Below are 23,746 nucleotides of genomic sequence, written 5' to 3'. Positions count from 1 at the left end.
AACGTTATCTCATCTGATATCTGTTTACGGGAGTCTTAAGTTTTGCTATAATATCTTTCCATAAGGTGTTAATTTTCAATAGTTTCAACCAATTAAAGGGGAGTTGAATGAATGAGAAAAACATTAAGAATATTACTTGGACGTGTTGGCTTTTGTGGAATGCTGATCGCCCTACAAGCCTTAATCTTAATCGTTGTGATTTGGCGGTTCCAAGAATACTTTGTTTACTTTTATGCTTTTTGTGTCTTACTGAGTGTAGTCGTTGTGATGGGAATCTTAAATAATCGTTTAAATCCAGCTTACAAAATTGCTTGGATTATTCCAATTATGCTGGTTCCGATTTTTGGGGGATTATTTTATATTCTCTTTAGTAGTGATCAAACTCGTAAAAAGTTTTTAAATGAAATGAAGCCTATCAATGAGAAGATGAGAGAATGTTTAATACAGGATGTTGACATTACTGAAAAACTTAAAACTCTTGATAAACGTGCCTTTAATCAATCCAGATATATTTTAGATTATGCACAGGGGCCTATTTATGAAAACACCACAACTGAGTACCTTACACCCGGAGAAAAAAAGTTTGAACGTTTACTTGAAGAATTAAAAAAAGCAAAACATTATATCTTCCTAGAATACTTCATCATTGATGAAGGGATGATGTGGGATACGATTTTAGAGATTTTAAAAGAAAAAGCGGCGCAAGGGGTTGATGTACGCGTCGTTTATGATGATTTCGGTTGTTTATTTTTACTTCCTTCTGGCTATGATAAAAAGCTTGAAGCAATGGGAATTAAGTGTTGCGTATTTAATCCATTCGTTCCGTTTTTAACACTTCGTATGAATAATCGTAATCACCGTAAAATTGCGATTATTGATGGACATACTGCTTTTACAGGCGGCATTAATATTGGAGATGAGTATATTAACGGCTATGAAAAACATGGGCATTGGAAAGATGCTTCGATTATGATTAAGGGCGATGCGGTTTGGAGTTTTACCGTCATGTTTTTAACGATGTGGGATTTCCTTCGTAAAACGAATGAAGATTACGAACCTTTCCGTCCTCATATTCATCACAAAGAATCGTTTGAAAGTGATGGATTTGTTCAGCCGTTTACGGATAGTCCACTAGATAATGAATCGGTTGGGGAGACCGTTTATTTAAATTTAATTAATTCGGCTAAAGATTATGTTTATATCAATACGCCTTATCTGATTTTAGATAATGAAATGATTACAGCTTTATCACAAGCCGCTAAACGTGGAGTCGATGTCAGAATTGTGACTCCGCATATTGGTGATAAATGGTTTGTTCACGCCGTAACTCGTGCTAACTATGCTTTCTTAATTGAAGATGGTGTGAAGATTTATGAATATACACCTGGATTCATTCATTCTAAAACATTTGTGGTAGATGGCGAGTATGCCGTTGTTGGAACGATTAATCTTGATTACCGCAGTTTATACTTACATTATGAGTGCGGAGCTTGGTTATATAAAAATAGTAGTATTAAAACCATTTACGATGATTATGTTGAGACCTTGAAAGTCTGCCAATTAATCACGTTACAAGATTGCCATAATATTAAATGGTACAAAAAGTTCATGTATGCTTTCTTACGAATTTTTGCCCCATTAATGTAGGAAAAGGAGTTCCGATTTGGAACTCCTTTTTTTATGAATCCTCTTTAGATATATTTTAAGATTTCTTGGTATTGTGTTTTAAGTTCTTCATCTTTTATTCTGCGATTAGCAGGGCTTGGAGATGGGAGCACGATACAAGGAATGTTTGTTTTAGGGTAACAAAATTTTATATAGAATTCGGCTGCTTTTTTTCCGGTTGTAAAGACGGCGTGAATAGGCGCTTGTTTTAGGATCATGCTTAAATCATTTGGAATTGGATTTTTAATGCTAGCATCAGAGGCTCCTTCTATGTCACAACTTTTTAATACGTCCCAAAGGGCAATATGGTGACGATGTAGGAAAGCTAGTCTATCTTCATTGGTAAGTGGTAATTCTTCATGAAAGATGTCTGCTAGGACAGGCCAAAATCGATTTTGGGGATGACCATAGTAAAACCCATTTTTTCTAGACTTTGGAGAGGGCATGGTCCCTAGTATTAAGACTCTTGAATTTTCATCATACACTGGCTTAAAGATATGTTCGACGACTGCCATCTAGTTCACCTTCTTCATTAGAAATTTCTTTTATTATAGCATGTTTTCTAATGAATTTTTTTAAGGTTAAGGCTTCATCTATCATGAAGGCACCGCAAATGAAAGGACAGATGACGAACCACGAAGAAAAGTGTTGATTGATAAATGGATCGACGAGCATTGGTTGAAAATAGTTAACTCCGATAAACGTGAGGATCATCCAACAGATTGAAAATTGAGGACAGATTAGTCCTTGTAAATTGAATTTTAGCATAGAGTAATCCCAGTAGTCCTGATGAAAAATATGACGCGTCAGAAGTCCTGATAAATATTCAACGGTTGTTGGTACGATAAGGCACAGTATTAAAATGGAAATTGGCGATAGTAAAAACGTATCTTTCATTAAGATGAGCAAAGCCATTGCGATTGCATACATCGGTTTGAAAGGTCCATATAAAAAGCCATCTTTTTTCATTTGTCCTGTTAGCATATAAGAATAAAATTGTTCGATCATCCATCCAATGACACCATATAAAAAGAAGTTAAATAAAAAGTACCATGCGTAATACATACTAGACACCACCTGTTTTTAGTGATAGTTTGTTCCCTCTCCCCTAAATTCATACTCCACCTCTTTTTATTTTTTCCTTTTATCGTTAAACTATAAATAAATTGGAATTTTATTGTAACAAATAGTTTTTTCCACTCATTAAAAAGAATGGAAGAAGGTTAACAAATATGGTGATTAATAAAAAAAACATCTATTCAAGTCACCTTGATAGATGTTTTTTAGTGTGTGTGCTTATGTTTTAAATTAGATTAATGATCTATATAACCCAATAATATCTTCAAGGCTTGCCTCTTTTGGATTTCCAGGAGCACAAGCATCAGCTACTGCTGATTCAGCTAAGAACTGAATATCTTCTTCTTTCACGATTTCTTTTAAATCGGCTGGAATATTGATATCTGCTGATAATTGACGAACAGCATCAACTGCAGCTTGGCGATACTCATCTTGTGTCATATGATCAACACCCTCTACTCCCATTGCACGTGCAATTTCACGGTATTTTTCACCTGTTGCATCTGCATTAAATTCCATAACTGTTGGTAATAAAATTGCATTTGCAATCCCATGAGGTGTATCATAAACAGCTCCCAATGCGTGAGCCATTGAATGAACAATTCCAAGACCTACGTTTGAGAATCCCATTCCTGCAATATATTGTCCAAGTGCCATTCCTTCGCGACCTTCTTTTGTATTAGCAACTGCTCCACGTAATGATTTAGCAATGATTTCGATGGCTTTTAAATGGAACATATCCGTCATCTCCCAGGCTGCCTTTGTAATATATCCTTCAATCGCATGTGTTAAGGCATCCATTCCTGTTGCTGCCGTTAAACCTGCTGGCATTGAAGACATCATTTCAGAATCAACAATTGCAATGACTGGAATATCATGTGTATCGACACATACAAATTTACGCTTTTTCTCAACATCTGTGATAACGTAATTGATGGTCACTTCAGCCGCTGTTCCAGCAGTGGTTGGAACGGCAATAATTGGGACACTTGGATTTTTAGTTGGGCTGACACCTTCTAAACTACGAACATCCAAAAACTCTGGATTATTAATAATAATTCCAACTGCTTTGGCTGTATCCATTGATGATCCTCCACCAATCGCGATGATATAATCAGCTCCTGATGCCTGATACGCTGCTACTCCATGTTGAACATTTTCAATTGTTGGATTTGCTTTAATATCTGAATAAATTTCATAAGGTAATCCTGCCTCATCTAGAACAGCTGTGACTTTACCTGCTACCCCAAACTTAATTAAATCTGGATCGGTACAAACAAATGCCTTTTTAAATCCACGGCGTAACACTTCATCTTTAATCACTTGAATAGATCCTGCCCCATGGTAAGATGTTTCATTCAAAACAATACGATTTGCCATTTTCCAATTCCCCTTTTCTCATCAGTAGCCTCTCGCTACTTAAAATAATACTTAGCAACTTCATTATGCTTTAATTCTATCACTAAGATAAAGTTATCCCTTCTTTTTAGTTAATAAAGTCCATATTCAAGTCATCAAAATCTATCACCTTATCAACTAAAAGCAAGACTATTATAATGCTTTCTCAGTAAAGAAAATCGTCAAAAAATAAAGGAAACATCCAACTTTATTATTTTAATCTCTTTTTAAATGAATCAAATTGGAAAGGTTAAGAAATGAACCTGTCATTCATTTAGACGTATCGCTCTTCGAGTGAATTAAATTAATAGAACCTACGTACTCAGTCTTTCTCGGATAAAGCCTAGATTAGAAAATATATCAAGAAAATTAAGCTAATAAAAATCCTAGTCACAAAGCGACTAGGATTTTTATTTAATTGGAATCACTTATTGGATTTTAAAATTTAATTAACCTATCGTTATTTGTTCTTCGGGATAATTAAATCTTGGTGCTGCTGTTTGATAAGCCCATAAGCAGGCAATACTAAATGGACCTAAACGCCCAATAAACATGATGATACACAAGATGAGTTTGTTCGCTATATTTAAGCTCGGTATAATTCCAGTTGATAATCCGACTGTTCCTGTTGCGGCAATCACTTCAAATAAAATACTCTGAAGTGATAACTCAGGTTGAATCAATAAAATAAAAAACGTTCCAACAAATACAACTGAGATTGCTAGTAAAAAAACACTAAATGCCTTAATAATACTTTCAGCTGGAATTCGGCGATAAAAGGCTGTAACAGGACGATTAGTGGCAAAAGATTTAATAGTTTTTATAATGGTAAATAACGTCGTTGTTTTAATTCCACCACCGGTCGAACCAGGAGATGCCCCAATAAACATTAAGACCATTAAAATAAGAAGTCCAGCTTGTGAAAAATCATCAATAGGAATGGTAGAAAAACCAGCTGTACGTGCCGAAATACTATGGAAGAAGGCATCAAACCAACTAAAGCCTTCTGATAATTTTAACAAAATGGTTCCGATGATTAATAAAGAGGCTGTTGTTACCATGACAATCTTTGTATTCATACTACATTTTTTGAAATTTCTTTTATGATAGATATCAAGCATGGTGACGAATCCAATCCCTCCTAACCCAATTAGAGTAGCTGTTGTCAATAGCAACACATAATGATGTCGGTATGGAATTAAATTCTGTCCTCCACCTAAAATATCAAATCCCGCGTTATTAAAGGAAGCAATCGCATGAAAGGCACTGATTCCTAAAGCTTCCCAAAACGGATAATGTTGAATGAATGTAAAAAAACTAAGAATCATGCCTACTAACTCAATCACCAGAGTTAATTGTAAGACCGATTTAACTAATCGAACCACTCCACTCAACGAATTAAAATTCAGCCCTTCCATCAATAATAATCGATGATAAACTCCAAATTTCCTTTGCATCACTAAGATAAAAATAGCACCTACTGAGGTTACCCCTAACCCACCTATTTGAATCAGTAATGCAATGACTAGACGACCAAAAGCATTAAACTGTTCAGCTGTTTCAATGGCAATCAAACCGGTCACGGTAACTGCACTGGCTGAGGTAAATAAAGCATCGATATAACTGACATAAGTCCCTGGCATATGCGCAATTGGCAAGGCAAGTAAAACAGATCCTATTAGAATAACTGACATAAAACCTAAAGCAACATATTGAGTCGGTCCTAAACGTTTAGTCCGTAACACAAATCTTCCCTCCAACTTATACTCTCTTCTCTTTTATGATAATATGACACTATTATAACTCTGACAAATGTCGAAAATAACCAAATTTTTACTAAATTCATTTTTTGTTATCATATCATGGACCTATAAAAAAAGCTAGAATGTATACCTCTAGCCTTTGAAAAATTTTATAAATAGTTAACTGAGTTTTATCTTTTACTATCTTCTCGCGAAATCAACAAAAATAAATTTATCCGGTCGATGGCGAGATTCAGTATATTGGAACAAGCTTGTATCCACTAAATAGGTATAACTTCTAACAACCGCCACCATATCAAAGTTTTTTAAATCTAAGTACTTTCGATCCTCATCGGTTGCCATTTGAACTGTGATTTCTTTATTAGCATATGCCACTTTCAAACCAAGTTCACCTTCAATATATTCATATAATGAATCTTGACAGGCTTCCTCTGTTAAATGATCAACATATTTGCAAACCACATAATCTTTATCTAAAATAACCTTTTCGCCATCAATGGTTCTAGAACGGACAATTTTCCACACAGGTTCTTCAGCATTTAATTCCAAGTTTTTACGAATCGATTCTCGTGGAATTTGTTTCTCTAAAAGTTCAACAGTTGTCTTTGCATTACGACCTGAGCGCTCGGTAATTTCTTTAAAACTGACAACTCCCGAAACTGGGAAATTTAATTTATTTATATCAAGTACAAAAGACCCTTTTCCTTTTGTCTTTTGTATATATCCATGTTGTTCTAACATACTTAACGCTTTACGGACGGTATCTCTTGAGACTTGATAGTGGTTAATTAAGTTTTTCTCAGAAGGTAACATACTTGTTGGCTCATAAATACCACTTTCAATTTGACTTACAATGTCATTATAGACTCTTAAATATTTTTTATCCATCGTCATCACCGTAAAACATTTTAACACATATACGGATAAGATAAAAAGCAGTAAAACTTTTTCAAAGAAAAAATTTACTGCTTTTTGTGGGATAACTCATTGTTTCTTATTAAAATTCTATCGAAATGACTTATTATTTTTCTAATTAGTTTTCAATATAGTAAGCAATTGATTCATATGGACGAAGTGTGATTTTTTCTGCTAACTGCTGGCTATCTTTGTAGTTTGAAATTAAAATTTTAGCATCACTCACTAACTCAACTGGCATTTCAACTTCTGTTTCTTTTCCATAGTAATTATTTAAAACAATTAATTTTTGATTATCTAAGGTACGCATATAGGCTAATACTTGTGGATGATCCATTAACATCATTTCAATATTACCATCTGAGATAATGTCATACTCTTTACGTAAAGCAATTAATTTTTTGTAATGATAGAAGACTGAATCTTGATCTTTTAAAGCTGCTTCTGCATTGACTTCTTCGTATGATGCACCTACTGGAATCCAAGGTGTTCCACTTGTAAATCCAGCATTCTCTGTCGCATCCCATTGAACTGGCGTACGAGAATTATCACGTGATTTAGCACGTAAGATTTCTAAAATTTCTTCCTCTTCAATTCCTTGCTCTTTTAAAATATTAAAGTAATTAATGGCTTCGACATCACGGTATTGTTCAATTGTTGTGAAATAAGGATTTTTCATTCCGAATTCTTCACCTTGATAAATGTACGGTGTTCCACGCATTAAGTGAATCGTTGATGCTAACATCTTAGCACTTTCCTTATGATAATTCACATCGTCTCCAAATCGTGAAATCGCACGTGGTTGATCGTGGTTACACCAGAAGACTGCACTCCATCCATTTCCAGCTTGCATACCTTCTTGCCACTCTTTGAAGATATCTTTTAACATGGCAAAATCAAAGTCCATTAATGTCCACTTATCTCCATCTTTATAATCCACTTTTAAGTGGTGGAAATTAAACACCATTGATAATTCTTTTTCCTCTGGATTTGAATATCTTATACAATTATCAACAGATGTTGAAGACATTTCCCCTACTGTAATCACATCAGGATGTTTACCAAATGAGTTTTCGTTTAATTCTTTTAAGTACTCATGAATTTTAGGTCCGTCTGTATAGAAACGACGTCCATCTCCGATTGTATCATCTTCAAAAACTTCAGGTTTTGAGATTAAGTTAATAACATCTAAACGGAATCCTTTAACCCCTTTTTCTAACCAGAAGTTAACTACTTTATAAATTTCTTGGCGTACTGCTTCGTTTTCCCAGTTTAAATCACCTTGTGTGACATCGAATAAATGTAAATAGTATTGATCAAATTCTTCAACGTATTGCCAAGCAGATCCACCAAATTTAGAAATCCAGTTTGTCGGAGCTTGCCCCTCTTTTCCGTCTTTGAAAATATAGAAGTTTTTATAAGTTTCATCACCTGACATCGCCTTTTTAAACCATTGATGCTCAGTTGAGGTATGGTTAAATACCATATCAAGCATAATCTCAATTCCACGAGCTTGTGCTTGTTCCACTAATAATTCGAAATCTTCCATCGTTCCAAAACGTGGATCAATGTTGTAATAATCAGCTACGTCATATCCGTTATCTTTTTGTGGCGAGATATAGAATGGAGTTAACCAAATGTAATCGACTCCAAGTTCTTTTAAATAATCTAATTTCTCTACTACCCCAATTAAATCCCCGAGTCCATCTCCATTCGAATCATTAAATGATTTTGGATAGATTTGATAAACAACGCTTTGTTTAAAGTTTTTCATGATGTAAGCCCTCCTATTTTTCATGAGAATGCGAGAAAAGGGAACAACTTCTTAAAGAAGTGAACCCTAAACCCAAAATTATTTTCTTATAATATTATTTCATACCCGAGTATTTCCTAGCTGGTAAGGATTGTACCTTTCCATATCAAGAGACTCGATTTTTATTTTTTTAATTTACGTTTTGCTAGTACAACAGTTAAGATGAATGGAACAACAATCGCAACCACCATTGCTACTGCAAACATTAACATGTGTGCTGGTTGAATTGATAAGATACCAGGTAATCCACCAATACCTACCGAGTTAGCCATAACACCTGTTGCAACTGAGATAACTGCTGCAATTCCCGAACCGATCATTCCGGCAATGAATGGGAATCCGTATTTCATATTGATACCGAAGATAGCTGGTTCAGTTACCCCTAAGTAAGCTGAGATACAAGCAGGAACTGAAACTTGTTTTTCTTCTTCATTTTTGCGATTTACATAAATCATACCAAGAACAGCTGAACCTTGAGCAATATTTGATAAAGCGATCATTGGCCATAACATTGTTCCACCAAACTCAGCAACTAACTGTAAGTCGATTGCGTTTGTCATATGGTGTAATCCTGTAATAACTAATGGTGCATAAGCAAATCCAAAAACTCCAGCAAATAACCATGAGAATGATGATGTTAATCCAGCATATACAACTCCTGAAATCCAAGAACCAATTGCCCATCCAATAGGACCAAGTACTGTGTGTGCTAATAATACAGTTGGTACTAATGAGAAGAATGGAACAATAATCATTGAGATTGAATTTGGTGTAATTTTTTTGAAGAATCGCTCTAAGTAAACTAAAGTAAATCCGGCTAACATGGCTGGGATAACTTGTGCTTGATATCCAATCATATTAACTTGAGCAAATCCAAAATCCCAAACTGGAGCGACTGCATCTCCACCAACTGCGTAAGCATTTAATAACTGTGGTGAAACTAATGTAATCCCTAGAACAATACCAAGAATTTGTGTCGTTCCCATTTTCTTAGTTACAGCCCATGTAATTCCGACCGGTAAGAAGTGGAAGATTGCTTCCCCAATTAACCATAAGAAGCTATGAACACCTGACCAGAATTGTGAGATTTCAACTAATGTCTTTGTTCCATCTTCGAACATTTTAATGTCACCAATGACATTTCTAAATCCTAAAATTAACCCACCAATGATGATAGCTGGAATTAATGGTGAGAAAATTTCAGCTAAGTTAGCCATTAAACGTTGAATCCAACTCATATTTGATTTAGCAGCTTCTTTTACATCTTCTTTACTTGCATCTTGAATACCTGCTACAGATTTGAATTCATTATAAAATACGGCAACGTCATTTCCAATAATAACTTGGAATTGTCCTGCTTGTGTAAATGTTCCTTTTACGCATGGTAAAGCTTCAATTTTTTCTACTTCAGCTTTTTTTGGATCATTTAAAACAAATCGCATACGTGTCATACAGTGTGTGACAACGGCAACGTTTTCTTTTCCACCAACAAATTGTAAGAGTTGTTGAGCCTCTTGAGTAAATTTCCCCATAATGTACCTCCTTAAATTTTTTATTATGAATCGTTCATGTCCTTCATCCCCAAACATGTACGTATATGTTTGTTGCTACACACTTATTCTAACCTGTACGTATATGTTTGTCAACACAGTTTTTACACCGTTTACATTTTTTATGTATACATTTTCAAAAAAACTCCTTCGACAAAACACGACAAAACCATTGATATTATCACGCTTTCATCATCTTTATTTTTATTATTTTTCCCTAAAATTTTTTTTAAAAAATAAAAAAATCATCAGCATAAACTGATGATTTTAACTATAATTTTTTTAAATCTTTCGCTATCTCATTCATACAATCTTCTGCTTGCGGATAAACGCCACACTTATCTAAAAAGGCATGATCCATCCCCTTATACTGAATATACCTAACTTCAACTCCGGCTGCGTTTAAACGATTAACGTATGCCTCATCCTGTAAACGTAAAAAATCATACTCTGCGCTCACAATCAAAGTTTTTGGAAATTGACTCAAATCCTCTACCATTAATGGAGATAATTCTGGATGAACAAGTGGTATTTCATCACGAACATATAACTCATTGATTAACGGCATGCAATTTTTTATACTATGAATCGTACGCTTAACTAATTCATCATCAGACTCAAATGTATACTGATCTAAACTAAATTGATAACCTTCTTCTGATAATGAAACAACTGGATATAATAAAGCCATATACTTAATTCTTCTTAAACTTTTGACATCTCTTAATACACAACCTGCAGCCAAATTACCACCTGCACTATCACCCGAAATTCCAACACGATTGGAATCAATTCCTAAATCATTAGCATGATTAAAAATATAATTTACAACAGTGTCACAATCATTTAATCCATGTGGAAAAGGAGCCTCAGGAGATAAACGATAATCAATTGAAACAACGACTACGTGCGCTTTTTAAGCCATTGCTTTACATGGATTTTCAACTACATTTAAGTCTCCACCATAAAATCCCCCACCATGAATAAAAATAAGCGCTGGTAATAACCCTTTATGATTGATAGGATAATAAATTCGAACTGGGACACCATCTAAGATTTCATGTTTTACGATAATTCCTTCACTGATATCCAAGTTATCAAATCCCATTCCCTGTCTGATACGACCAATTTCAATTCCTTCAAATACCGTATCATCAACTTTTGAGAATTCTACTTTTGGTTTTAATCGCTGAATCTTTACACGTGGGTCAAGTCCCTTCGTTAATTCCGGTACTTCTTTTATTTGTGTTGGTACGCCATTAATCGTAATCATTTTAATTTTCGATAATTTGTCTAAGCATTGTTGATAATTTAAAATCATGATGGCCTCCTAAAAATAATCATCTATAATGTATACCTATCTTTATATTTCCGTTAGTCTAACATGTAGATAATTAATTGTCAACGATTTCAAAAAAGGAGCTATTTCTAGCTCCTTTTACTATGTCGTAACTAAATCTTTTAACTGACTTATCTCCTGAGATGCATTTGGCTGGTTAGCAAAATTTGAAGTTTCCTTAAGATTCTCAAAAGCAGTTGAAATCATTAGTTTGATACGATTCAGTTGATTGACCTCACTCGCACCAGGATCATAATCGATAGCCACAATATTAGTTCCTGGATACAGTCGTTTAAGTTCTTTAATCATTCCTTTCCCCGTCACATGATTTGGTAAACAGGCAAAAGGCTGCATACAAATAATATTTTTTACATCCATTTCAATCAGTTCAATCATTTCCCCTGTTAATAGCCAACCTTCTCCTGTTTTATGACCTAAAGAAACAACAGATTCAGCACCTTGTGCTATTTCTTTAATGGTTTTAGGTGGTTCAATCAAGTGACTATTTTTAAGAGCCTCTTTCATTAGACGTCGGTACTTCTCAATGACCTGAATGACTGATTGTCCCAAGAGCTTAGACCATTTTGATTTCAATAATAATTTATCTTCTTTGGAATAGGAACAATATAATAAGAAATCAATGAGTCCTGGGACTACAGCTTCTGCTCCTTCAGCCTCAACCAATTCTACAACATTATTATTAGCCGTTGGATGAAACTTTACTAAGATTTCTCCTACTAATCCAACACGTGGCTTTCTAATACGACGAATTGGTAAAGCTTCAAAATCTTTAATCATATCCTCAATATTTTCTTTATATTGTGTTTGATTAGGTGCCATTAAAGCCGTACTACAAATCTGTTCCCACTTTATATATAGTTGATTAGCTGACCCCTTAACGATTTCATACGGACGTGTTCGATATAATAAACTCATTAATAAATCACCGTAAACTAACGCCATTAAAGCACGGTTAATCAGTGGCCAACTTATTTTAAATCCTTCATTTTTTTCAAATCCTTGGGCACTTAATGAAATAACTGGAACTTGTTCAAAACCTGCATCCTGAAGTGCCTTTCTTAAAAATCCAATATAGTTCGTTGCGCGACATCCTCCACCTGTTTGCGTAATTAATAAAGATGTCTCATTTGGGTTATACTTACCAGATTTTAAGGCGTGAATCATTTGGCCAACAACTAAAATAGCGGGATAACAGGCATCATTATTTACATATTTTAACCCCTCATCAACCGCTTCATGGTCAAGAGATGGAAGAACTTCTACTTGATACCCTGATGCTTGAAAAGCAGCTTGTAAGAGGCCAAAATGAATCGGTGACATCTGAGGAGCTAAAATAGTATGTGTTTTTTTCATTTCTGTTGTAAATTCAATCGGATGATAAGTATTATCCACTTTAAGACGTTTAAAATGATTTTTTTCTCTCTCAAGCATCGTTGCTTTTAAAGAGCGTAATCGAATTCTTGCAGCCCCTAAATTATGGCCTTCATCAATTTTTAATGTCGTGTAAACTTTTGAATGAGCAGCTAAAATATCATGTACCTGATCTGTTGTCACAGCATCAAGTCCACATCCGAAAGAATTTAATTGTACCAATTCTAAATCATCTCTAGTTGCAACATAACTTGCGGCATTATATAAGCGAGTATGGTAAGTCCACTGATCCATTACACGAAGTGGTCGCTCTACTTCACCTAAATGAGAAATTGAATCCTCTGTCAATACAGCCATTCCAAGTGAATTAATCATCTCAGGAATTCCATGATTAATATGCGGATCAACATGATAAGGACGACCTGCCAATACAATCCCTTTCATGTTATGGTCCTCTAAATAGGCCAGTGTTAATTGACCATTTTCACGAATATCTCGTTTAAAATTCTCAAACTCTTTCCATCCCTTATCAACACTTTCACGAATTTCTTTCCAGGGGATATTAAAATCTTTAAAAACTTCGTGCAATCGTTTAGCTAATTTATCTTTTTGATCAAATGGCAGAAAAGGTTTAAGGTATAAGATATCTTTTTCACGTAAGACGTCTAAATTATTTTTAATCACTTCTGGATATGAAATAACAATTGGGCAGTTGTAGTGATTATCTGCCTTTTTATCTTCTTGTTTAGAATAAGTTAACGATGGATAAAAGATAAAATCCACCTTTTTTTCAACGAGGTTCATGATATGACCATGCACGAGTTTTCCAGGATAACAAACCGATTCAGATGGAATGGTCTCCATCCCTTTCTCATAAAGCTGATTAGAAGAAGGATCGGATAAAATCACACTAAAGTTTAAATTTGTAAAAAAGGTGACCCAGAATGGATAGTTTTCATACATATTTAAAACACGTGGAATTCCAACAGTTCCTCGTTTCGCAACCGATGGTTCAATGGTTTTGTAATTAAATAAACGATTATATTTATAACGAACTAAGTTAGGAATAGGACGTACTTCTGCCATTTTACCGGCCCCTCGTTCACATCGATTTCCCATCGTAAAACGTTCGCCATCTTTAAATTTATGAATAGTCAGTAAACAGTTATTTGAACATAATCCACATCTTGCACTTCGACTAGTTAACTCAAAATGTTCTAATGATGCTTGATTAATTAACGTTGAGACTTCCCCTTCTACATAACGCTCTTTTGCAATTAAAGCAGCTCCAAAAGCACCCATAATTCCTGAAATATCCGGTCGAATAGCTTGACGATTTGATAACTTTTCAAAAGCTTTTAAAACAGCATCATTATAAAAAGTTCCACCTTGAACCACAATTTTTTGTCCCAATTCTTCAGGATTTCTAAGTTTAATCACTTTAAATAGAGCATTTTTAATAACTGAATATGAAAGCCCTGCAGAAATATCCCCTACTTTGGCACCTTCTTTTTGTGACTGCTTGACTCTTGAGTTCATAAAAACCGTACATCGCGATCCTAAATCAACCGGATTCGAAGCATTGATAGCAGAATTCGCAAAGTCTTCGATGCTCAAATTCATTGATTTTGCAAAAGTATCTAAAAAAGACCCACAACCTGAAGAACAAGCTTCATTTAATAGGATACTTTCAATATTTCCATTTTTAATTTTTAAACATTTCATATCCTGTCCACCAATATCTAAAATACAATCGACACCCGGACAAAAGAAATCTGCCGCCTTATAATGGGCAATCGTTTCAATTTCACCAATATCCACTTTTAAGGCAGCTTTTAATAAGGCCTCTCCATATCCTGTAACAGTAGCCTTAACAATATGAGCCTCTAAAGGGAGTTGGTCATACAATGTTTTTAAAACACTAATCGTTGATTGCAAAGGACTGCCTTCATTACTTCCATAATAAGAAAAACAAAGGTTCCCGTCTTCATCAATGAGGGCAACTTTTGTTGTCGTGGACCCAGCATCAATTCCTAAAAAACAGTTGCCCGTTAAAGTAGATAACTCTCGTCGTCCTACTTTGGCCATTTGATGACGTTTTATAAAAGAATCATACTCATCATCTGATTCAAATAACGGTGTTAATCGAACCGATTCAGACGTGTGAACCTCTTTAATCGTTTGTAAAGAGTTCATAAACTGAGAAAAAGAGATCACTTTAGAATCCATTGAGGATAAGGCAGCTCCTTTTGCTACATATAGTTGAGAATCATTAGGAAGAATGACCTCCTCAGGCTTTAATTCCAGAGTTTCAATAAATCGATTTCTTAATTCTGATAAGAAGTATAAAGGTCCCCCTAAAAAGGCAACATTTCCACGAATTGGACGTCCACAGGCAAGCCCACTAATCGTTTGAATGACAACAGCTTGCAAAACTGAAACAGCAATATCTTCTTTTGCGACTCCTTCATTGATGAGAGGTTGCACATCGGTTTTAGCAAACACCCCACAACGGGCAGCAATAGGATGAATGACTTTATAATGTTTTGCAAGTTCATTTAACCCAAGGGTATCAACTTGTAATAACGATGCCATTTGATCAATAAATGCGCCGGTTCCACCTGCGCAAGTTCCATTCATGCGTTGTTCAATTCCATCTTTAAAATATGTGATTTTAGCATCCTCTCCCCCAAGTTCAATTGCAACATCAATTTGAGGATAGTAACGTTTTGTCACTTTTGTTGAAGCCACAACTTCTTGAATGAACGGAATATTTAGATGTTTAGCTATTGCAATTCCACCAGAACCTGTCATATTCACCGTAATATTATAATCTTTAAACTGTTCATACGCCTGTTTTAAAACAACGGTTAATGTTTTTAAGATGTCAGCAAAATGACGCTCATATGAACTAAATAGAAGCTCTTCTTTTTCATTTAAGATAACGGCTTTTACCGTTGTTGATCCCACATCAACCCCAATATGAATAAGTTTTTGTGTCATACTTACGCAGCTAACCTGCTCCCCTCCTTTATTGATACAACTTTTCCTTAACTCCTTTTTATCAATTTTCGATTCATATTTTCCATTTACAGTATATGGATGGTTTTTTCAATTTAGACTAAAAAAAGCTAACTCAAGATTTGAGTTAGCTTTTTTATATTTTTACTATAGGGTATTTTTAGACATGTTTTTTTGTAAAGTTTAAAACTATATTATTTGTTTTGAATATATTGTGCAGCATTTTCTCCTGCAATACGTCCTGAAGTATAAGCAAATCCACATGCTAATCCTTCATATGGAGGATAACTTCCGTTTGAATAATATCCACCTGCTGAAGAACCAACCACATATAATCCTGGAATAGCATTATAATCTAAATCAATGACTTCTAATTTTTCATTGACTTTAACTCCACCTACTGTTCCCAAATAAACAGCACGTGCTTCAAACGCATAGTAATTTCCTTCAGATACTTCATAAACTAATGAATCTGCTGATTTACCGTAGTCAGTATCTTTTTTATTTTGAACCATTGTATTATAGCGTGCAACAGTTTCTTCTAATTCTTCAACTTTCATTCCAGTTGAAGCTGCTAATTCTTCTAATGTACTTCCTTTGAATGCTGAACCAGCTTCTACAGCTGCATCTGCCATAGCAACGAAGTCTCCCGTTCCTGCTGTATATCCAGGTCCTGCGTCAGATAATTTAATGTTTGCTCCATTTGAGAAATCTTCTAATGTTGCTTCATCGACAATGATGTAGTAACGTCCACCTGCTGAATAGGCAACATTTGACCAGAATACTGTATCATAGATAGCATCTTCATTTCCGATACGTGTTCCTGAAGCATCAACCCATAATAATGGTGCCATTAAAACTTGTGTTAATAAGTCTTCAGAATGTCCTTGAGCTCCTGTTGAAGAGTTTGCCAATTGAGCGGCATGTAATAAAGCAGTTGATGAATCCCAAGGAATTCCTCCTGCTTCAATTGCAGCATCAATTCCTTCACCAAAGTTGGCAACACCTAATGAATAAACTAAATCTGTATGTAAATTTTCATATACTTTTTCAGTATTTGCTCCATATCCACCAGTTGCAATAATAACAGCATCCGCATTAACAGTTAAAATTCCACCATCTTCTTTAGTTGCTGTGATTCCTGTTACAGTTCCATCTTCAGCTTGTAAAATTTCATTTAAGCTTGTATTCGTACGAACTTCAGCTCCCATTTCTTCTAAATGAGTATAGAAATTCTCAAATCCTGCTTGTGAATCAACAAACTTGTGATAAGCTTTCCATTTGTATAAGTTATCTTCATGCGCTGCTTGAGTTGTTGTTGACGGTAAATAGAACTCCATTCCATATGACTCTAACCAATCAACTGTTGAAGCAGATTTTTCAACAATAGCACGTGTTAATGGTCCATTTGATAAATATTGATTAAATTCTAAAAGTTGAGAAACAGCTTCATCAACCGTTAAGTTTAATCCTTCTTCTTTTTGTAAAGTTGACTCAACCGCAAACATTCCTGATGCTAACATTGAGTTTCCACCAACTGAGTTAGTCATTTCAATAATTAAAACATCAGTTCCAGCCTCCGCAGCAGCTAAAGCAGCAGCGGTTCCAGAACCACCTGCTCCAACAACAACTAACTCAACTGTTACTTCTTCATCAACACCTGTTTTTGTTACTTTACGATTTTTCATTAATTCTACATCAAAACCAGCTTGTCCTAACGCATCTTCTACTGCAGTTAAAACACTGTTACTCGTTCCAGTGGCACCTGAAATCGTATCAACTGCAAGACTTTGATGTTCAACAATCGATGCTGCTAATTTAGGTGCAGCTGCTCCCCCAATCGTTGGTGTTTCTCCTGATGCATCAACGTCAATTGAAAGAATTGTTCCTTCATCGTCAACCTCAACTGTTGCGACAACATCTCCTCCAAACCCTGCTGCCGTTCCAGTGTATGTTCCTGCAACCACATTAGCTGTTGTTGCACCTGTTGTAGCATCATTCTGTTGCTCTTCCGTTACATTATTTGACTGACATCCAAATAAAACTGATGCCGCTAACATGATAGACATCAAGCTAAATGTCGTCTTTTTGAAAGCTTTGTTCATCATTAAGACGAACCCCCTTAAATATGTTATTTTTTTCACGATTTACACAGATATTATAACAAAATTTCACAATGTGGTAAGTTGAGCCTAATAAGTAAAAAAGTGGTTTATTTTAAGAAATGTTGTTTAATTTAGTTTGATATTGTAGAATGAGGGGGCGAAAGGATGAGATTGATTTGATCATTAACAACGAGACTTTTATACCATTTCATAAAGCATTACAAATAAAAAACCATCAAGGTTTTACTTTCAATGAATCAAAAAATATTTATACCAAAAAGAATTCATTTAATAAGTTATTTCATTATCAAATCTGCACGATACCTGATGATATCTCATCAATTATAGCTAAATCATCCTGTTTTACCATGTTGATATTTTTCAATAAATGTAAACTTATAATTGGTAATGAAACCATTATTTGCATGCCTTATTCCATTATGTTTATAAAAAAAGGATGCCATTATAAACTTCAAAAAAAACAGTCAACTGACGTGGTTTTTATCTTTGACTGTCATGAAGATTTTTTTGATAACTTCATTGTTTCACAAATTGCAGACTGCCCTATTTTTTACGATTTATTAAATTTAACAGATGCAAAAAATGAGTATCTATTATTTGATTATCAAAAAGATTCATCCATTCTCTCAACCCTTCATTTGTTCTTAACTGAATTGACACAATATAAACAGGCTGTGCATTCCGCTAAAAACTATAAACTGTTGTTAGTGATTCTAATGTCACAACTCGATCGAAATCATATTCCCTACCTCGTTATTCATGACTCCAGTATGATGCAATGCTATGATGAAGGGAAAATTTTAAAATATTTAAGTGATAATTTTTGCACCGCAACGCTATCTTCAACAGCTGAATATTTCAATTTTCATCCGGCCTATTTTTCAACATTATTTAAAAAGCTTTTCCACCAGTCCTTTTCGAAAAAACTTCTCTCACTTAAACTTGAGCATGCTAAACGGTTATTAATAACCACTAATTTAACAACAACTGAAATCATGCATTGTGTTGGCTTTAATGATAAAAGTTATTTCTTTAAATCCTTTAAAACTTACTATCAAATCACGCCTTTACAGTATCGAAAAACGTATTCTTCTTTATATCAAAACAAAAAAAATCCTACTGAGTAGGATTTTTTTTATTCATCAAAATAATTAAGATACTTATAACCACTAAAGCAACTTATCGTTTTAATGCCTGTAACACATTAGCGTAATTCGGTTCTTCTGTGACTTCTTCACAGTACTCTACATAAGTAATCGTATCAGTTTCATCTACAACAAAAACAGCACGAGTTAACAGTCCTAATTCTTTAATATACGTTCCAAACTTCATACCAAAGTCATGTTTTTTATAATCAGATAAAACTTGTATGTTATCAATTCCAGCCGCTCCACACCATCTAGCTTGTGCAAAGGGAAGATCCATTGAAATGACATAAACACTTACATTATCAAGCGCTGCTGCTTCTTGATTAAACCGACGAACCTCTGTATCACAAACGGGTGTATCAATGGATGGAACACTAACATAAACCTTCTTACCTGTAAAATTTTTAGATTCAACCGCATTTAATTCTTGATCAGTCACAACAAATTTCGGAGAAGGGTGTCCTACTTTAACATGAGTTCCTTCAAGTGTCACATAATTTCCTTTAAATTTAACATTCATACAACTACTCCTTTATTTAAACTTATCTATCTTAATATGGCTAAAAAAACTGTTTTTAATGTTACCTTTTTTTATTCTTTGTATATTTTATTAAGAGATACGTTAGGACAATGTCCTGTAGGAGGCGATCTATCATGGTGACTTCACATCATCCTTCATCATTTGCTAAAGGATTAAACTTTTATAAGCTTTTTTGGCTTTTTTTTGTCGCATCCTTCTTAGGAGTCGTCATTGAAACGATATGGTGTATGATAACCCGTGGTGTTATTGAGAGTCGAACTGGCTTAATTCTTGGGCCTTTTAATCTAGTTTACGGATTAGGTGCTTTATGCATGACCGCTGGCCTCTATCCTTTAAGAGAAAAACCAGACCGAATCATCTTAGCAGGAGGATTTGTGATTGGAAGTATTTTTGAATATATTTGTAGCTATTTTCAAGAGCAATGTTTTGGGACTATATCTTGGGACTATAGTAATTTTTGGTTCAATTTAAATGGTCGAGTTAATTTACTTTACTCATTATTTTGGGGATTATTAGCCATTGCTTGGATTCGATATATTTTCCCGAAAGCTTCTATCTTAATCGAAAAAATCCCAAATCATATTGGTATTCCATTAACTTGGATATTGGTTTTCTTTATGGTGTTCAATACATCGGCATCTGCTATGGCTCTTTACCGTCAATCTGAAAGAAGATTAGAAATACCTCCAAGCAATAGAATTGAAGCATTTTTTGATGATTATTATCCTGACGAAGTCATGGAAAAAATTTATCCTAATATGGTTTATATTGAATAAAAAAATGCTCTATAAAAGAGCATTTTTTTATTAGATACGTCAGACTAAGACCTATTTAACAGTCAAAATAATTTTGGAAATTAGACATTTGATCATCTCCATCTGATTCTATTTCATGTTTTTTATGATGTGCACGTGATAAAACTTTCAAGACAATAAATAAAAGAAAACAGCAAAGTAAAATAGAATATTTTGAAACGAGATGAACTAGAAATGTCCCGCAAAATGCACCTATACAAAATGATCCGATAATCGCATAGTATCGCCCACTAATTCGACCGGATTCCTTATCCTTCGTGGATAAATACTGAAATAAATGGCGTGTAGCCGAACGAAGATTTCCGGTACAGGTCATTGTCACATAAGATTGTCCAACTAAGTTTTTAAAGGTGCATCCCTGCATAGCAGAAATAAATGAAATTGAAACATTAATGATACTTGATGGAAATAAATCAGCAGTAAAGGCAATGATTGCTAGTAATATGATTTCAATGGTTAACATGCGCATACGCCAAATCCCTGGACCGATTGCCTTATAGTGTTTTCGAATCGCTTCGGTAACTAAAATTCCAATAAAATATGATAAAATCGGTGCTAGATAATATAAGGCATCTAACCAAAGTCCTTCTGCTAAAATTATACATAAAAGGACTATATTTCCAGTCTGGGCATTCGCAAATACATGCCCCTCCAAAAGATAGGTATAAGCATCTAAAAATCCCCCAACAACAGCTAGCATCATGCCTACTTTTAATGTTTGATGAATAGGGATATACACTTTTTCTTCCATCGCCCTCCCCTCCTTTTATTAGATAAATCCAAATATTTTTAAATGAGTCTTAGCAGTTCAATCTTGTTGATGAAGATCATAATTGTCCTCAACCTAAAAGTTTTTATACAGATAAATTCTTTCTAGACTCATCTATATATTCTTGTTTTATCATATGCTGAAGTAAGAGACTAAAAGCATTATAAATCGCTAGAAAAATAAAAAAAGGAGCTATCTTTTTTCAAGATAACTCCTAAAAATAACAATATCCAAACTCAATTTTTTAAATAAATCCAAACATTTTTTATCAACTTATTCCATATAGACCCGTCGTTGGATCTTGAAATAGTGGGATATGAATCGGATTAAAAGTGAACCAAATAAAAAGTATCACAATGACTGCAATCAAAAACAAAGCAATCATTTCATGAATTCCTTTTCCATATTTATAATTTCGATATCCAACGTACTGTCCAACTAGAAAAGCTAAAAAGACGATAAAGATATCAATTGCCATATTTTCAATACCAAAGGCACCAGTATAAAAGTAATACATAACCGGAACAGCAAGTATTGCAACGACTAAAGAGATAAATTGGCTCGTAAACCATTTCGCAGCATCAATTCGATACGTATGACGTTTTACAAAATAATAAATGGTCCACCACAAAATAGTCGGCCATAAAATAACCTTACAATGCTCCCATGTACTTTCATTCACTGGTGAGAAGATTCCCGCTACCATATTTTGTCCTGTTAAATCATAGATAAAATGAAATCCAACTGCTAAAACAAATAGCCCGATAATCCCTTTTAAAATCCATTTTTGAGGGGGGACAGTATCAAAGTATGACATGAAATCACGACTCCTTTAAACAAGGTATTTTTGAGTAATTTCTTTTAATTGTTCTTCATTTTGCTTAATATAACTTTCAAAGTCTAGTCCTGACTCTTCAACTAAAAGAGCTAGTTCATATAAAAATTCTGGAATACGTGTTTTTTGAATTTCACCAAAGACTTCACCAAGACGAGTTTTTCCTACTTCATATTTACCACCAATCCATAATGTGAAGCATTCTTCTACAGTAGCACCAACCTTTTTCTTTTTACCCGTAAATCCGATTCCACTAATTTGATGTACTCCACAAGAATTTCCACACCCTGAAAAATGAACAGCGGGAAGTAATTCTGTTTTACATTGTTTTTCCTTAAAATATTCCATTGTCTGTTTTAATACACCTTGACTATTACATAATCCAATTTGACAAGTTGGAATTCCGATACAAGCAACACTATGCTCAAACGGAGTGTCTCCTCCCATCGATTCAGTTAATTCTAACAATCCTTTTGCTTCTTTACCCGTTAAGTTTCTAAAATAAACACCTTCGGTCATAGCCAAACGAATGTCTACCCCTTCAATATTAGCTAAATAATCTAAGATTTTTTTCAAATCTGCTACTTCGAATTGTCCACCAATCGGGTGAAGATAAACACTATATAACCCTTCTTGTTTTTGTGCAAAAAGGCGTTTTGATTCTACGTCACACTCACAACCAATTTTATGAATTTCTTGTGGTGTAATATTTAATTCTAAACCACCTTTATTTTTTGCCTCATCTAAATGCTTTTGATAAGCTTCAATAAAAGCTTCTTCACCCATTCGTTCTACGATATATCGAACACGGGCCTTATTACGATTTTCATAATCACCTTCAGCTTTAAATAAATTAACCATTGCTTCTAAATGATAAAGAACATCATTTGGATTAATTAACGTTGGATATTTAACTGCTAGTCTAGGATTTTGTCCAAGACCCCCACCTAAATAAACTTCAAAATAATGCTGACCTTCCTGAGTTACCGCTAAGAAACCTAAATCTTGTACGGTACAATGTCCCTCATCCGCATTACTGCTTGAAAAAGAGACTTTTAATTTACGAGGTAAATGATACGTATAAATTTGTTTTAAGAAGTAATCACCTGCGGCCCATGCATACGGTGTCACATCAAAAGCCTCAAGTGGATTTACACCAGAGAGTGGAGAAATAGCAACATTTCGTGGAAAGTTTCCACCAGCACCTCGTGTGTAAATATCATGGTCAAGTGCTTCTTCCATTAAATCACATACTTCATCAATTGATAAACCATGCAGTTGAATGGCTTGACGTGTTGTTAAATGAATTCGTTCCATATGATATTTTGTAGCCAGATTATAAACTGTATTCAACTGATCAAATGTTAACATCCCAGAAGGAATACGAAGTCGAATCATGAATTCTTTTCCACCTTTATGGGCATAGACCCCAAATCCTCCTGAGACATGTTTAAATTGCATCATATTTAGTTCACCATTAACAAATTGATGCCCCTTCTCACGAAAAACCTTCATTTCGTTACGAAGCACCTCTTTTAACTGACTCATTCTACTACCACCTTATTTTTTTATAATCTAC

The 23,746-nt window shown here is 34.5% G+C and carries 17 protein-coding genes and 1 pseudogene; 3 read left to right on the top strand and 15 right to left on the bottom strand.

Features of this window, described 5'->3' with window-relative positions:
- Window positions 1–111: 111 nt before the first annotated feature.
- Window positions 112–1,647, top strand: coding sequence for a cardiolipin synthase (gene cls, locus QWC74_RS03010; RefSeq protein WP_006784240.1), 1,536 nt, complete (start codon window positions 112–114; stop codon window positions 1,645–1,647).
- A gap of 44 nt (window positions 1,648–1,691) precedes the next feature.
- Here the strand turns inward: cls and QWC74_RS03005 are convergent, their stop codons facing one another.
- The 11 genes and pseudogenes from QWC74_RS03005 to QWC74_RS02955 all read right to left on the bottom strand — a co-directional run bounded on the left by QWC74_RS03005 (window position 1,692) and on the right by QWC74_RS02955 (window position 18,041).
- Complete coding sequence (locus QWC74_RS03005; RefSeq protein ID WP_155222830.1) at window positions 1,692–2,180, bottom strand: DNA-deoxyinosine glycosylase; 489 nt, start codon at window positions 2,178–2,180, stop codon at window positions 1,692–1,694.
- Window positions 2,155–2,730: a putative ABC transporter permease gene (locus QWC74_RS03000; RefSeq protein ID WP_006784238.1), complete on the bottom strand. Its 576-nt coding sequence runs from the start codon at window positions 2,728–2,730 to the stop codon at window positions 2,155–2,157. The genes QWC74_RS03005 and QWC74_RS03000 overlap by 26 nt, the downstream gene beginning before the upstream one ends.
- A gap of 243 nt (window positions 2,731–2,973) precedes the next feature.
- Entirely contained in the window at window positions 2,974–4,122 is a 1,149-nt protein-coding gene (gene fucO / locus QWC74_RS02995; protein WP_006784237.1) for a lactaldehyde reductase, read from the bottom strand.
- Window positions 4,123–4,589: 467 nt separating this feature from the next.
- Complete coding sequence (locus tag QWC74_RS02990) at window positions 4,590–5,885, bottom strand: TrkH family potassium uptake protein (protein ID WP_006784236.1); 1,296 nt, start codon at window positions 5,883–5,885, stop codon at window positions 4,590–4,592.
- 198 nt (window positions 5,886–6,083) lie between these two features.
- Entirely contained in the window at window positions 6,084–6,791 is a 708-nt protein-coding gene (gene treR, locus QWC74_RS02985; RefSeq protein WP_006784235.1) for a trehalose operon repressor, read from the bottom strand.
- Between the two features lie 145 nt (window positions 6,792–6,936).
- A complete protein-coding gene (gene treC, locus QWC74_RS02980; protein ID WP_006784234.1) occupies window positions 6,937–8,592 on the bottom strand; it encodes an alpha,alpha-phosphotrehalase in 1,656 nt (551 codons plus the stop codon).
- Window positions 8,593–8,753: 161 nt separating this feature from the next.
- Entirely contained in the window at window positions 8,754–10,163 is a 1,410-nt protein-coding gene (treP, locus tag QWC74_RS02975) for a PTS system trehalose-specific EIIBC component (protein WP_006784233.1), read from the bottom strand.
- Window positions 10,164–10,452: 289 nt separating this feature from the next.
- A pseudogene (locus QWC74_RS02970) lies at window positions 10,453–11,082 on the bottom strand (alpha/beta hydrolase); the annotation flags it as partial.
- A gap of 15 nt (window positions 11,083–11,097) precedes the next feature.
- Window positions 11,098–11,502, bottom strand: coding sequence for an alpha/beta hydrolase (locus tag QWC74_RS02965; RefSeq protein ID WP_006784231.1), 405 nt, complete (start codon window positions 11,500–11,502; stop codon window positions 11,098–11,100).
- A gap of 120 nt (window positions 11,503–11,622) precedes the next feature.
- Window positions 11,623–15,915, bottom strand: coding sequence for a 2-hydroxyacyl-CoA dehydratase (locus QWC74_RS02960; protein ID WP_006784230.1), 4,293 nt, complete (start codon window positions 15,913–15,915; stop codon window positions 11,623–11,625).
- 212 nt (window positions 15,916–16,127) lie between these two features.
- A complete protein-coding gene (locus tag QWC74_RS02955) occupies window positions 16,128–18,041 on the bottom strand; it encodes an FAD-dependent oxidoreductase (protein ID WP_006784153.1) in 1,914 nt (637 codons plus the stop codon).
- Window positions 18,042–18,532: 491 nt separating this feature from the next.
- On the opposite strand from QWC74_RS02955, the gene QWC74_RS02950 reads away from it, so the two are divergent.
- The gene (locus QWC74_RS02950; RefSeq protein ID WP_237701264.1) at window positions 18,533–19,186 is read left to right on the top strand and encodes a helix-turn-helix transcriptional regulator; all 654 of its coding nucleotides are present in this window, start codon (window positions 18,533–18,535) and stop codon (window positions 19,184–19,186) included.
- A 52-nt stretch (window positions 19,187–19,238) separates the two neighbouring features.
- Here the strand turns inward: QWC74_RS02950 and tpx are convergent, their stop codons facing one another.
- Entirely contained in the window at window positions 19,239–19,727 is a 489-nt protein-coding gene (gene tpx, locus QWC74_RS02945) for a thiol peroxidase (protein ID WP_006784155.1), read from the bottom strand.
- A 134-nt stretch (window positions 19,728–19,861) separates the two neighbouring features.
- On the opposite strand from tpx, the gene QWC74_RS02940 reads away from it, so the two are divergent.
- A complete protein-coding gene (locus tag QWC74_RS02940; protein ID WP_006784156.1) occupies window positions 19,862–20,524 on the top strand; it encodes a putative ABC transporter permease in 663 nt (220 codons plus the stop codon).
- A 55-nt stretch (window positions 20,525–20,579) separates the two neighbouring features.
- On the opposite strand, the gene QWC74_RS02935 is transcribed toward QWC74_RS02940, so the two are convergent.
- The 3 genes from QWC74_RS02935 to QWC74_RS02925 all read right to left on the bottom strand — a co-directional run bounded on the left by QWC74_RS02935 (window position 20,580) and on the right by QWC74_RS02925 (window position 23,715).
- The gene (locus QWC74_RS02935; RefSeq protein ID WP_006784157.1) at window positions 20,580–21,314 is read right to left on the bottom strand and encodes a YoaK family protein; all 735 of its coding nucleotides are present in this window, start codon (window positions 21,312–21,314) and stop codon (window positions 20,580–20,582) included.
- A 286-nt stretch (window positions 21,315–21,600) separates the two neighbouring features.
- Window positions 21,601–22,149, bottom strand: coding sequence for a DUF6512 family protein (locus QWC74_RS02930; RefSeq protein ID WP_006784158.1), 549 nt, complete (start codon window positions 22,147–22,149; stop codon window positions 21,601–21,603).
- 15 nt (window positions 22,150–22,164) lie between these two features.
- Window positions 22,165–23,715: a nitrite/sulfite reductase gene (locus tag QWC74_RS02925; protein ID WP_006784159.1), complete on the bottom strand. Its 1,551-nt coding sequence runs from the start codon at window positions 23,713–23,715 to the stop codon at window positions 22,165–22,167.
- Window positions 23,716–23,746: the final 31 nt, after the last annotated feature.

Source organism: uncultured Turicibacter sp. (assembly GCF_938044715.1).
In the GTDB taxonomy this organism is placed as follows: Bacteria; Bacillota_I; Bacilli_A; order MOL361; family Turicibacteraceae; genus Turicibacter; species Turicibacter sanguinis.
This window is presented reverse-complemented; position numbering and strand designations above follow the sequence as displayed.